Annotated in this window: 11 protein-coding genes; 3 read left to right on the top strand and 8 right to left on the bottom strand. The window is 67.3% G+C overall.

The features are described from left to right. The 4 genes from B1964_RS27020 to B1964_RS27005 all read right to left on the bottom strand — a co-directional run. Nucleotides 1–1,600 (bottom strand): ABC transporter ATP-binding protein (locus B1964_RS27020; RefSeq protein ID WP_079932009.1); only part of this gene is annotated, 1,600 nt, incomplete at its 3' end. Then, nucleotides 1,597–2,619 carry an ABC transporter permease gene (locus B1964_RS27015; protein ID WP_079932008.1) on the bottom strand — a complete coding sequence of 341 codons (1,023 nt, stop codon included), beginning with the start codon at nt 2,617–2,619 and terminating at the stop codon, nt 1,597–1,599. The genes B1964_RS27015 and B1964_RS27020, both read right to left, overlap by 4 nt. After that, nucleotides 2,612–3,538 (bottom strand): ABC transporter permease, encoded by a 927-nt coding sequence (locus B1964_RS27010; RefSeq protein WP_020172482.1) that lies wholly within the window; start codon nt 3,536–3,538, stop codon nt 2,612–2,614. The genes B1964_RS27015 and B1964_RS27010 overlap by 8 nt, the downstream gene beginning before the upstream one ends. Before the next feature lie 97 nt (nt 3,539–3,635). Continuing rightward, nucleotides 3,636–5,234, bottom strand: coding sequence for an ABC transporter substrate-binding protein (locus B1964_RS27005; RefSeq protein ID WP_079932007.1), 1,599 nt, complete (start codon nt 5,232–5,234; stop codon nt 3,636–3,638). Nucleotides 5,235–5,690: 456 nt separating this feature from the next. Here B1964_RS27005 and acs point away from each other — a divergent pair, with 456 nt between their 5' ends. From acs to B1964_RS26990, 3 genes are all read left to right on the top strand, one after another. Then, nucleotides 5,691–7,643 (top strand): acetate--CoA ligase, encoded by a 1,953-nt coding sequence (gene acs, locus B1964_RS27000; RefSeq protein ID WP_079932006.1) that lies wholly within the window; start codon nt 5,691–5,693, stop codon nt 7,641–7,643. A gap of 189 nt (nt 7,644–7,832) precedes the next feature. Beyond that, nucleotides 7,833–8,396 carry a phage holin family protein gene (locus tag B1964_RS26995; RefSeq protein ID WP_020172485.1) on the top strand — a complete coding sequence of 188 codons (564 nt, stop codon included), beginning with the start codon at nt 7,833–7,835 and terminating at the stop codon, nt 8,394–8,396. Nucleotides 8,397–8,399: 3 nt separating this feature from the next. Beyond that, nucleotides 8,400–9,329, top strand: coding sequence for an alpha/beta hydrolase (locus B1964_RS26990; RefSeq protein WP_014358768.1), 930 nt, complete (start codon nt 8,400–8,402; stop codon nt 9,327–9,329). 8 nt (nt 9,330–9,337) lie between these two features. Here the strand turns inward: B1964_RS26990 and B1964_RS26985 are convergent, their stop codons facing one another. The 4 genes from B1964_RS26985 to B1964_RS26970 all read right to left on the bottom strand — a co-directional run. Next, nucleotides 9,338–9,778: a hypothetical protein gene (locus B1964_RS26985; RefSeq protein ID WP_079932005.1), complete on the bottom strand. Its 441-nt coding sequence runs from the start codon at nt 9,776–9,778 to the stop codon at nt 9,338–9,340. Next, the gene (locus tag B1964_RS26980) at nt 9,775–10,968 is read right to left on the bottom strand and encodes a MarP family serine protease (protein WP_079932004.1); all 1,194 of its coding nucleotides are present in this window, start codon (nt 10,966–10,968) and stop codon (nt 9,775–9,777) included. The genes B1964_RS26985 and B1964_RS26980 overlap by 4 nt, the downstream gene beginning before the upstream one ends. After that, nucleotides 10,965–11,804, bottom strand: a complete 840-nt coding sequence (locus B1964_RS26975; RefSeq protein WP_079932003.1) for a CoA pyrophosphatase — start codon at nt 11,802–11,804, stop codon at nt 10,965–10,967. Before B1964_RS26975 ends, B1964_RS26980 begins: the two co-directional genes overlap by 4 nt. Further along, nucleotides 11,801–12,509, bottom strand: a 709-nt coding sequence (locus B1964_RS26970; RefSeq protein ID WP_253194219.1) for a TlpA disulfide reductase family protein, incomplete at its 5' end; no start/stop codon positions are given. The genes B1964_RS26970 and B1964_RS26975, both read right to left, overlap by 4 nt.

Here is a 12,509-nt window from a genome sequence, read left to right as displayed (position 1 = left end):
GCACGTCGTCGGCGATCTGGCGGACCACCGCGAGGTCGTGGGTGATGAACAGGTAGGTCAGCCCCATCTCGCTCTGCAGATGATCGAGCAGGGTCAGGATCTGATCCTGGACCAGCACGTCGAGCGCCGAGACCGCCTCGTCACACACCACGACCTCCGGCTCGAGAGCCAACGCCCGCGCGATCGCCACGCGCTGGCGCTGCCCACCGGAGAGTTCGTTGGGGTAGCGATGCATCGCCGACGCCGGGAGTGCGACCCGGTCGAGCAATTCACGCACCCTCTTCTCCCGCGAGGCCTTGTCGCCGATCTTGTGCACCCGCAACGGCTCCTCGATCACCCGATAGATCGAGAACATCGGGTCGATGGAGCCGTACGGATTCTGGAACACCGGTTGGATACGACGCCGTAACGCCAGTGCCGACCGGCCGCGGACCGTCGAGACGTCGGTGCCGTCGAACTCGACACGACCCGACGTCGGCGCCAGCAGGCCGAGCACCATCTGCGCCACTGTCGACTTACCCGATCCGGACTCTCCGACGATCGCGGTGGTGGTGCCGCGCGGCACCGAGAATCCGACGTCGTCGACCGCGCGGAACGGGGTCGATTGCCACGGCACCTTGCCGCGCACCGGGAAGTCCTTCACCAGTTTGTCGGCGACGATGAGGGCATCGGAATCGGTTGTCGGCGCGCTGCTCTCGACGACTTCGGCCTCCGCATCCGGCCCGCCGGGGCGCGGTGTCGTCGTCGCCCGCATCCTGCGCCGGGCGGCCAACGAGGGTGCGGCCTGCACGAGCCGCCGGGTGTAGGCGTGCTGCGGATGCTGCAGGATCTCGGTGGCCGGACCCGATTCGACGACCTTGCCGCGGTACATGACGACGATGTGATCGGCGCGCTCGGCGGCCAATCCGAGGTCGTGCGTGATGAGCAGGACCGCGGTGCCGAGTTCGTCGGTGAGCCCGTCGAGGTGATCGAGGATCTGTCGTTGCACCGTCACATCGAGGGCCGAGGTGGGCTCGTCGGCGACCAGGAGTTTCGGGCGGCATGCCAGACCGATCGCGATGAGCGCGCGCTGGCGCATACCCCCGGAGAACTCGTGGGGATACTGATTCATCCGGGATGCGGCGTCGGACATGCCCGCCTCTTCGAGGACCTCAGCGGCACGCTTCTTGGCGGCGGCACCCTTGGCGACCTTGTTGACCTCGATCGCCTCGCGAACCTGGAATCCCCCCTTCCACAACGGGTTCAGGTTCGACATCGGGTCCTGTGGGACCAAACCGATTCCGGTGCCGCGCAAGTGGTCGATCTGCTTCTTCGACGCGGTCGTGAGATCCATGCCGTCGAACATGATGGTGCCGCCGGTGATCCGGCCCGTTCCGGGCAACAGGTCGAGCACCGCGTTGGCGGTGGTGGTCTTGCCCGAGCCGGATTCGCCGACCACGGCGACGGTTTGGCCGGGATAGACGCGCAGATTCACCCCCGACACCGCGCGCGTCGGGTTCTTCGCGCTCCCGAAGGACACCTCGAGGTCCCGGATCTCCAACAGCGGGGCGACGGCGCCTGCGGTGGCGCCGGTCTCGGCGGTGGTGGGTTGTTCGGTCATCGTGTCCTCGATTTCGGGTCGAGCGAATCGCGCAGGGCATCACCCATGAGCATGAAGCTCAGAACCGTGAGGGCAAGTGCGCCTGCGGGATACAGCAGGATCGGATTGCCCGACCGCAGCAGACTCTGACCGGCGGCGATGTCGATACCCCAGGAGACCGCCGTGGAGGGCAGCCCGATGCCGAGGTAGGACAACGTCGCCTCGGTCACGATGAACACACCGAGGGACACCGTACAGGTGACGATCACCGGGCCGAGTGCATTCGGCACCACGTGCGAGAACACGATGCGCCGCCGGGAGGCTCCCAGTGATGTTGCCGCGGTGATGAATTCGTTGTTCTTGATCGATATGGTCGCGCCGCGGGCGATGCGCGCGATCTGCGGCCAGCCGAAGACGGCGAGGATCGCCACCACCGTCCACACCGTCCGGTGGGTGAACATCTGCATGATCACGATCGCCGCCAGGATCAGCGGCAGCGCGAAGAAGACGTCGGTGACCCGCGACAGCAGTACGTCGAACCACCCGCCGAGATAGCCGGCGAGGACCCCGATCAGACCACCGACGACGAAGACCAGCAACGTGGTGCACACGCCGACGATCACCGAGTCGCGGGCCCCGAAGATGGTGCGCGCGTAGATGTCACAGCCCTGCAGGTCGGTGCCGAACCAATGCGACGAACTCGGCGGCAACAGGCTGTTGCCGCCCTGGCAGTAGCGCGGGTCCTGATGGGCGAACAGCGACGGGAACAGGCAGATCAGGATCACCAGGATGATCATGATGGAGGCGACGATGAAGGTCGGACTGGTCCGCAGCTGCAGCCAGGCGCCCTTCCAGAAACCGGCGGAGGCGCCGGTGTCGCGGACCGGGTCGGCATCGAGGACCTCGACCTCGTCGTCAGGGGCGACGAAGCGGTGTTGGCCCGGCAACGGACGACCCGAAGGGTCGCTCTCGCCGAGGGTTTCGGCGTCCGAGCGCAGGACCTCGGCCTCGGATTCGGGTGGGAAGAAACTGTCAGGCATAGCGGATCCTCGGATCGATCACGGCGTAGAGCAGGTCGACGACCAGGTTCGCCACGAGGTAGATGAGTACGAGCACGGTGACGATCGACACCACTGTGGGTGCCTCACCGAGACTCACACTGCGGAAGATGGTCTGACCGATCCCGTTGATGTTGAAGATGCCCTCGGTGACCACCGCACCGGCCATCAGGGCGCCGAGATCGACGCCGAGGAAGGTGATCACCGGGATCAGCGAGTTACGCAGGATGTGCACGATCACCACCCGCGGACGGGAGGCACCCTTGGCCGTCGCGGTCCGCACGAAGTCGGCAGAAGAGTTCTCCGCCACCGAATTACGGGTCAATCGTAAGACGTAGGCGAACGACGCCGACGCCAGCACGAAGGCCGGTAGCCACAGGTGCGCGAGGTCGTCGTTGGCCCCGACGGTCACCGGTGCGATCCCCCACTTCACCCCGAAGAGGAACTGGGCGATGAAGCCGATCACGAAGATCGGGACCGCGATGACCACCAGGCTCGCGAACAGTACCGTGGCATCGAACCATCCGCCGCGGCGCAGACCGGCGATCACGCCGAACACGATGCCGAACACGGCCTCGATGATCAGCGCGAAGACGGCGAGCCGGATGGTGACCGGAAAGGCCTGGGCCATCACGTCGGCAACGGGTCGTCCGGAGAAGGACAGGCCGAGGTTGCCGGTGAAGATACCGCTCAGATAGTGCCAATATTGTTGGAAGAAGCCGTCGTTGAGGTGATATTGCTCCCGGATCTGTTCGCGGACCGCGGGGGTCAGCGGTTTGCCACCACCCATCGCCGCGGTCGGATCGCCCGGCAGGCTGAACACCATGAAGTAGAGCAGCAGCGTGGCCCCGAAGAAGACCGGGATCAGCTGGAGAACTCGTCGGATTGTGTACCAGAGCATGTCAATTCGTCTCTCGTGCGCAGCATCGACCCACCCGACGGGGTACCGGTCGTCACCGTGCGGTGACGACCGGTACCCGCCGAACGGGTGGGATGCCTCAGCCCTTGGTCAGGTTCGGGTAGTCGGGGAGGTTGTTCCAGGTGATGGTTCCCTTGACCCCCTGGGCCAGACCCAGCGTGGAGACGTAGTCGAACAGCGGAATCGCCGGCAGGTCCTGCAGCAGGATCTGCTGAGCGCCGTTGGCCGCCTTGTAGGCCGCGTCGTTGGTCGGCTGCGCGAGCGCGTTGTTGATCGCCGCGTCGAACTGCGGGTTGGAGTAGTCGCCGTCGTTGGAGCCGGCCCCGGTCACATAGAGCGGGTACAGGAACTCCAGCATCGACGGGTAGTCACCCTGCCAGCCGGTGCGGAAGGCGGTCTTGATGGTGCGTGCGTTGACCTCCGAGCGCAGCTGCTTGAAGGTCGGCACCGACTCACCGTGCGCGTCGATACCCAGCGTGTTCTTGATGTCGTTGGAGGCCGCGTCGATCCACTCCTTGTGTCCGCCATCGTAATTGGAGGCGATCACGAAGCTGCCCGACCACGGGGCGATGGCGTTGGCCTGCGCCCACAACTGCTTGGCCTTGGCGGCGTTGTAGTCGAGCACGTCGGAGCCGGGGATGTTGGCGTCGTAGCCCGGCAACGACGACGAGGTGAAGTCGCGGGCCGGGGACCGGGTACCGGCGAAGATGTTCTGGGAGATCTGCGGACGGTTGATGGCCATCGAGATCGCCTGTCGCCGTAGGCGGCCCTCCTCACCGGAGAAGTGCGGCAGGGTCTCCGGGATGGTCATCGTCAGGGTGTAGGCGACGGGCTTGTTGACGACCTGCGACTCGCCGAGATCCTTCTTGTACGTGCGCAACGCCGAGGTGGGGATGACCTCGAGCGCATCGAGGTTGCCCGACTGCAGGTCGCTGTATGCGGCGTCGGGATCCTGGTAGGCGACGAAGGTGATGCCCTTGTTCTTCGCCTTGTCGGGACCGGGATAGTCCGCCTTGGCCTCGACGTCGATCTTCTGGTTGTGCTGCCAGTCGACGAACTTGTAGGGGCCGTTGCCGATCGGCTTCTGACCGAAGGCGTTGATGTCCTTGAAGGCGACATCGGGCAGCGGCTTGAACGGGGTGAATCCGAGGCCGAGCTTGAAGTCGATGTTGGGCTGTTTGAGGGCCACGGTGAAGGTGTAGTCGTCGACGACCTTCAGTCCGGACATGGTTTTGGCCGTCGGCTTCTCCGCGGCGACCTGGTCATAGCCCTCGATGGGCTCGAAGAAGCTCTGCTGCTTCTGGGCGTTGGGCGTGTAGGCACCGAAGTTCCAGGCGTCGACGAAGTTGTGCGCCTTCACCTCGGTACCGTCATCGAACTTCCACCCCTTCTTGATGGTGATGGTGTAGTTCTTGTTGTCGGTGGTCTCCAGCTTGTCGACCATAGCCGGGCGCGGATTGCCTTGTGCGTCATAGGCATACAGGCCGGTGAAGAGTGCGTCGACGACGCGGCCGCCGATGTTCTCGTTGGTCGTGGTGGTGATCAGACCGGTTTCCGGCTCACCGCCGTACACCCGGATATAACCGTTGGAGTCGTCCGACGAACTCCCGCATGCGGATAAGACGCCGGCGGCCACCACGGCCGCACCCAGCGCCACCCAGATCTTCCTCAGTTTCACTCGCTATCGCCCTCCGAGGCACGCCGGTGGTAACCGGCAATATTCGACGCCGGAAGGCGCTGTACCACACCTCCGGCCGGACTTCTGCATTGCACGCGCAGCATCGTGGACCGCGCGTGGACGTGGACGTACCCGATCCTGACGGGATCGTGGCCGGAAGCTGTCAACAACCTGACCGGGAGGTAACCATACCCACGAGTCATCGGGCCGTCTCGGCGAACGGCCATTTTTCTTCGCACTGCAAACAGGCACTCCGGCAAAACGCGCAGAGCCGACGACAGGTCACACCGACCCTCACGAATCGACCGCTCGACGACGAGCGCGCACCTTTCGTCGCCCCGCCACCTGCAACGGGCATCCAACGTGACTACCCTCACAATGAGGATCTCGTGGCAGTCGGCTCACGTGCGGCTGCCACGCGCGATGTTGTTGCCGACCAGTGAAAGGCCAGCTCAGATGACCACTTCCGCTTCCGACACCACTCCCGGTTACCCGCCGTCGGAGGAGTTCGCGGCGCAGGCCAACGGCACCGCCGAACTGTACGACCGGGCCGAGGCCGATCGTCTGGAGTTCTGGGCGGAGCAGGCGCGCCGGCTGGAATGGGACACCGATTTCGGGGAGGTCCTCGACTGGTCGGACGCCCCGTTCGCCAAGTGGTTCGTCGGCGGCAAGCTCAATGTCTCGGTCAACTGCGTCGACCGCCATGTCGCCGCAGGCAAGGGCGATCGCGTCGCGATCCACTGGGTCGGCGAGCCCGGTGATCACCGCGACATCACCTATAGCCAGCTCAAGGACGAGGTCAGCCGCGCCGCGAACTACTTCACCGCGATCGGATTGACCGCCGGAGACCGCGTCGCGATCTACATGCCGATGGTCCCCGAGGCACTGATCTCCATGCTCGCCTGCGCGCGACTGGGCCTGACCCACTCGGTCGTGTTCGCCGGATTCTCCTCGGGCGCACTGCGTTCCCGCGTCGACGACGCCCAGGCCAAACTCGTCATCACCACCGACGGCCAGTACCGTCGCGGTAAGCCCGCACCGCTGAAGACCGCCGTCGACGAGGCCCTCGGCACCGGCGACGACGCCGCGGAATCGGTCGAGAAGGTCCTCGTGGTGCGCCGCACCAACCACGACGAGAACCTGCCGTGGGTCGACGGCCGCGACGTCTGGTGGGAGGACACCGTCGCCGAGCAGTCCCCCGAGCACACCCCGGAGGCCTTCGACGCCGAACACCCGCTGTTTCTGCTCTACACCTCGGGCACGACCGGCAAACCCAAGGGCATCGTGCACTCCTCGGGCGGCTACCTCACCCAGGCGTCCTACACCTTCCACTACGTCTTCGACCACAAGGAAGGCCGCGACGTCTTCTGGTGCGGCGCTGACATCGGCTGGGTGACCGGCCACTCCTACCTGGTGTACGGCCCGCTGTCCAACGGCGCGACCGAGGTCGTCTACGAGGGCACCCCCAACTCCCCCAACGAGCACCGCCACTTCGAGATCATCGAAAAATACGGCGTCACCATCTATTACATCGCGCCGACACTGATCCGCACCTTCATGAAGTGGGGCCGGGAGATCCCCGACGCCCACGACCTGAGCTCGGTGCGACTGCTCGGCAGCGTCGGCGAACCGATCAACCCCGAGGCGTGGAAGTGGTACCGCGAGGTCATCGGCGGCAACTCCGCGCCGATCGTCGACACCTGGTGGCAGACCGAGACCGGCGCGATCATGATCAGCCCGCTGCCCGGGGTGACCGTCACCAAACCCGGCTCGGCGATGGCACCGCTGCCTGGTATCTCGGCGACCATCGTCGACGACGACGCCAACCCGGTCGGCGCGGGCGAGCAGGGCTACCTCGTCCTCGACAAGCCGTGGCCGTCGATGCTGCGCGGGATCTGGGGCGACGACGAACGCTACCGCGAGACCTACTGGTCCCGCTTCGCCGAACACGGCTGGTACTTCGCCGGCGACGGCGCCCGCTACGACGAGGACCACGCCCTGTGGGTGCTCGGCCGCGTCGACGACGTCATGAACGTCTCCGGCCACCGGATCTCCACCGCCGAGGTCGAATCCGCCCTCGTCGGGCACTCCGGCGTCGCCGAAGCCGCGGTCATCGGCGCCGCCGACGAGACCACCGGCCAGGGCATCGTCGCCTTCGTCATCCTGCGCGAGGGCATCGAGAACACCGGCGACGAGCTGATCGCCGAACTGCGCCAACAGGTGTCGATCGAGATCTCCCCCATCGCCAAACCCCGCGAGATCAACGTCGTACCCGAACTCCCCAAGACACGCTCGGGCAAGATCATGCGCCGCCTGCTCAAGGACGTCGCCGAGGGACGCGAACTCGGCGACACCTCCACCCTCGTCGACCCCTCGGTCTTCGAGGCGATCCGCGCGAAGAAGGCCTGATCGGGCCGGAGTTGGCCCGCGGCGAGACACGCCCTGAATGCGCCACCGGGTGCCCCAACCCGGTGGCGCATCTCGTGTGTCGGTACCCGCCCGCGAGTCGATGACGAGGCCGCGCCCGCGGGCGGCACTGACCACCTCGATCGGCCGACATGGCAACATATGCCCCACACCCCAGATACGGAGGATGCTGTGAGCCGAAACGAGAACGGCCGGTCTGCACCAGGAGGACGTCCGGTCCCCTCGATCCCCCTGTCCGACGCCGACCTCGGGCCCAAGGGCGAACCGAGCATCGGCAACCTGGTCAAGGACGCGACCGCGAGCATGTCCACGCTCGTCCGTTCCGAGGTGGCGCTGGCCAAGTCCGAGCTGGTCGATGAGGCCAAGAAGGCCGGAGCCGGCACCGGCGCGCTCGCCGTGGCCGGGGTGACCGCACTGTATGCGAGTTTCTTCTTTTTCTTCTTCCTCGCCGAACTCCTCAGCGAGTGGCTGCCCCGCTGGGCGGCGTTCCTCATCGTGTTCGCACTGCTGGTCGTCATCACCATCGTGGTCGCGATCGCCGGCTACCTGTTCTTCAAGAAGATCCGCGGACCGAAGAAGACCATCGAGACCGTCAAGGAGATCCCGTCGGTGCTGCCCAAGTCGGGCCCGCCGGCCGCGGATCGTTCCAAGATCGCGGTGCCCGACGACGCTGCCGCCGCGACCGTGTCGGCCACGGCCGAGCACCCACGAATCCCGCCCGCCCGCGAGGGCTGAGCGATGGCCGCGCCCGACCCGTCGAGCGTTCGGCTCCCCGGCGTCTGGCGGCATCTCGACGTCCGCGCGAACGGCCTGCGGTTTCATGCCGTCGAGGTCGACGAGCCGATCGCGGATCGGCCACTGGTGTTGCTGCTGCACGGTTTTGGCGAGTTCTGGTGGAGTTGGCGTCATCAGCTGACCGCGTTGACCGAGGCCGGTCATCGGGCGGTGGCGGTCGATTTGCGCGGGTACGGCGACACCGACAAACCGCCGCGCGGATATGACGGGTGGACGCTGGCCGGTGACACCAACGGCCTCGTCCGCGCACTCGGGCACACCGACGCCACCCTGGTCGGGCACGCCGACGGCGGTCTGGTCTGCTGGGCGACGGCCACCCTGCACCCCCGCGCGGTGTCCCGCATCGCGGTGATCGCCTCACCGCATCCCCGCTCCCTGCGCCACGACGTGCTGCTGCGCGGGGCGCAACGCACCGCGTTCCTCCCGAACTTCCTGCGCAATCAGCTCCCCCGGTCGGCCGAGGCGCGCCTGACCCGCCGCGACGGCGCCTTCATCGCTCGATATTTCGATCAGCGCGCGGGCAGCGCATGGCGCGGCACCGACGACTACGCGCAGACCATCGGTCTCAACCGCTCGGCCATCCAGATCCCCTACGTGGCGCATTCGAGTCTGGAATACCAGCGCTGGGCCTTCCGGTCGCAGTTCCGCCCCGACGGCATCCGGTTCATGCGTCTCATGCACCGCAGACTGCACATCCCGGCGCTGGCGCTGCGCGGCGCCGACGATCCCTACATCACCGACCATGCGATGCGCGAGAGCCGCGAGTGGGTGGACCATCTCGACGTCCGGGAGATCCCCGCCAGCGGGCACTTCGCGCATCAGGAACAGCCGGACGCGGTCACCGCGGCGCTGCTCGAGCTGCTGGGTTCCTGAGCCCGGCCTCACCTGCTGCCGGGATCACCCGGGCCGGCGGTGTGGTCGCGATGTCCGTGTGTGCGTCGACGTTCCTTCATCCGCGCCTCGTGGACGTGACGCACCCCGCCGGTCAGTTCCGCACGCACCTGCGCCTCGGTGTCGGTGAACGCGGCGTGATAGCCGTCGTCGAATTCCTCGACGATCTGGAAGGTCCAGCGACCCTCGATCACGTTGCGGCCCACCATCTCCGTCTCGATCCGATCGGCCAGCTCGGTGTAACCGGCATCGCGCATCTCGGCGACCGCCTCCCCGAGCAGGGCGTCGGCGTGCCCGATGAGCTGGTGGAAGCCGTACAGATGCCCACGCGCCCGTTCGATGTATTCCAGTGCCTCCGTGACCTTTCCGGCCATCTCGGCGGTGTGGTCGTCGACGGCGCTCGGGTCGGGGGACTCGCCTGAGTCAGTCATTCGCGCACACACGCCCCGGTCGACACCCGTCCGTAGCGACCCTGGGCGCGGGCGAGGTCCTGCTGTACGAGAGCGGCGGTGAGGACGTAGCCGGTCTCTTCGGCGGCATTCTCCGACGTCGCGAACACCACGCCGAGAACATCGCCGGCCGAATTCAGCATCGGCCCACCGGAATTGCCCTGCCGGATGACGCCGCGCACCGTATACACCTCGCGGGTGACCTGGCGGTTGCGGTAGATGTTGGCGGTCGGCAACTCGCGCATGTCACGCACCCGCACCGCAGTGGCCTGGAACGGACCGGCCTGCGGATACCCCAGGACGATGGCGTCGTCCCCGGTGGACGCGGTACTCGAGGCAAACCGCAACGGCCGCGCGTCGATGCCGTCGACCCGCAGGATCGCCACGTCGTTGACGCTGTCGAAGAGCACGACGTCGGCGTCGTAGGAGGTCCCGTCGGACTGCTGGGCCTGCAGGGTCGAGGTCCCGGCGACGACGTGCGCGTTGGTCATGATCAGGTCCGGGCCGACGACGAAGCCGCTGCCCTCGAGGGCCTGCTGACAGTTGGGTGCCTCGCCCTCGATCTTGACCACACTCGGCTTGGTCTGCGCGACGACCGGCAGGCGCAGCAGCGCCGGGTCGGGTGGTGCGACCTGGCCGGCGTTGGTGGTGGGGATGACGCCGTCGAGTTTGGAATCCTCGAGCAGTCGGCGGAACTCGTCGACCGGCTTCGCGGCCAGCCACCCCGGCGCCGCGTCGTCGACCGCGCCGAGCACCTTGGAGCCGTCGACGGCCTTGGTCAGCGCCTGCGAATGCGAACTCGCCAGCAGCGTGCCGATCAACCACATCGCCACCAGCGCCGCGAGGGCCTGCAACACCAGTCCGACGCCGCTGTCGATGGCCCGCAGTTCCGGCGACCGGATGCCGCCGCGGGCGGCGTGACCGAGGATCATGCCGGCGATCTCGCCGATCACCACCAGCGCGACCAGCACCCCGACGGCCGCCACCAGCTGCATCGTCGGATCGTCGATCCGGGAGATCACATGCGGCACCAGCAGAATGCCCGCGAAGGCACCGAGGAGCACACCGAGCACGGCCAGCGCGGAGGCCACCGCACCCTGCCGGAATCCGCTGATCGCGGCGATCAGGGCGATCGCGACGACGACGATGTCGACCCACGTCGAACCGCTCATCGGCTGCCCCGGCCGTCGGGGTCGCGCAGATGGTCGGGGTGGACCGCGCGGAAACCGGATTCCTGCCGGTTGCCGGCGCGTCGGATCATCTCGTCGAGCGGACGGACGTCGTCGGTGTCCCAGGCCGGCCCCCACCCGGCGGCGTCGCTGATCGCCGCGATCAGCCCGCCGGTGAACCCCCAGACGAGCAGTCCGTCGACGAAGAATGCGGGTCCCTGATAGGCGCGGGCACCGAGGACCGACCGGCGGACCTGGAAACGGTTCTCCGGGGCCAGGAGCTCACGCATGCTGACACGCGCGACGCGGGCGGTCTCGCCTTCGTCGACGACACGCACCTCACCGGGTTCGCGCCAGTGGGCGATGACCGGTACGACGTCGAAACCCGAGGGCGGGACCGGGAAGCTGGGCAGGGTGGCCAGCACGTCGACGCCCTCGGTCGCCAGGCCGGTTTCCTCGTCGGCCTCCCGCAGCGCGGTCCCGACGGGATAGTCGTCACCGGGGTCGTAGCCGCCGCCGGGGAAGGCGACCTGTCCGCTGTGTTGACGCAGGGTCGACGCACGCTCGGTGAGCAGGACCTCGGCATCGGCGGGCAGCCCACCGGGATAGTCGGGGTCGGCGTCGAAGGACCCCGAGAACAACACCAGCACCGCAGCAGCACGCCGATCCCGGTTGAACATCGCCGCCCACCGGGTGCGGTCACCACCACGATTGAGCACGATCTCGGTGACGGCGCCGACGTCGTCGGTGAGCCGGTGCAGCCAGGTCGGGATCTGTTCGCGCGCCACCAGTGGGCCGATGTGCGGCGCGGGGATCGGCGTCGAATCACTCGTGCTCACGTGGTGACCCCGGTCGCCATGCGTACCTGGTCGGCGATCTGCTGTGGGTTCTCGAAGACCATCGGCGCGACCTTCGCGACGGAACCGTCGGCGCGCAGGATGATCGTCGACGGGAACACGCGGGGAGCCTTCAGTGCGGCCGCGACCTGCCCGTCGGTGTCGAGGACGACGGGCAGATGCACCCCCAGCTCCGAGAGGAAGCGCAGTACCAGGTACGGACTGCCCGCGCCCTCACGCGCGTGAACGGTCAGTACCGTCACCGCCGACCCGGCCCGCTCGGCGTAGTCGGCGAGCACGGGCAGCTCGGCGCGGCACGGCTGACACCACACCGCCCACATATTGATGATCAGTGGTTTGCCGACGGTCCCGGCGCCGAGGTCGTAGCTCGCCCCGGTCGACAGGCACGGCGCCCGCACCCCGGCCAGCACTGTGGCAGCAGTCGACGCAGGGCCGCCGACCTGCGGACACGGTGCGATCGCGGCGTCGGCGCGAGCCTGGGCCAACTGCGCATCATCGACCTGCACATCGGTGGCCGAGGCGGCGCCGGACGGACGGACCTGCTGGGCGTCGTCGCCCGTCGAGGAGTCCCCCCGCGGCCAGATCGCGACGACGAGGGCGATCACGACGACGAAGAACACCAGCGTCCATCGCGCAGCCGGGGGAAAACGAGAGCCCCGCCGGCGATCCGGCGGGGTCGGCTTCTCC

The sequence above is a fragment of the Gordonia sp. i37 genome (assembly GCF_002043085.1).
Lineage (GTDB): Bacteria > Actinomycetota > Actinomycetes > Mycobacteriales > Mycobacteriaceae > Gordonia > Gordonia polyisoprenivorans.
Note: the sequence above shows the minus strand (reverse complement) of the source record. Positions and strands in the feature narration are given on the sequence as shown.

What these genes read in the sequence shown, in the direction of transcription:
- B1964_RS26990 (WP_014358768.1), top strand. Translation starts at nt 8,400, where the DNA reads ATGGCCGCGCCCGACCCGTCGAGCGTTCGGCTCCCCGGCGTCTGGCGG.
- acs (WP_079932006.1), top strand. Translation starts at nt 5,691, where the DNA reads ATGACCACTTCCGCTTCCGACACCACTCCCGGTTACCCGCCGTCGGAG.
- B1964_RS26985 (WP_079932005.1), bottom strand. Translation starts at nt 9,778, where the DNA reads ATGACTGACTCAGGCGAGTCCCCCGACCCGAGCGCCGTCGACGACCAC.
- B1964_RS27010 (WP_020172482.1), bottom strand. Translation starts at nt 3,538, where the DNA reads ATGCTCTGGTACACAATCCGACGAGTTCTCCAGCTGATCCCGGTCTTC.
- B1964_RS27015 (WP_079932008.1), bottom strand. Translation starts at nt 2,619, where the DNA reads ATGCCTGACAGTTTCTTCCCACCCGAATCCGAGGCCGAGGTCCTGCGC.
- B1964_RS26980 (WP_079932004.1), bottom strand. Translation starts at nt 10,968, where the DNA reads ATGAGCGGTTCGACGTGGGTCGACATCGTCGTCGTCGCGATCGCCCTG.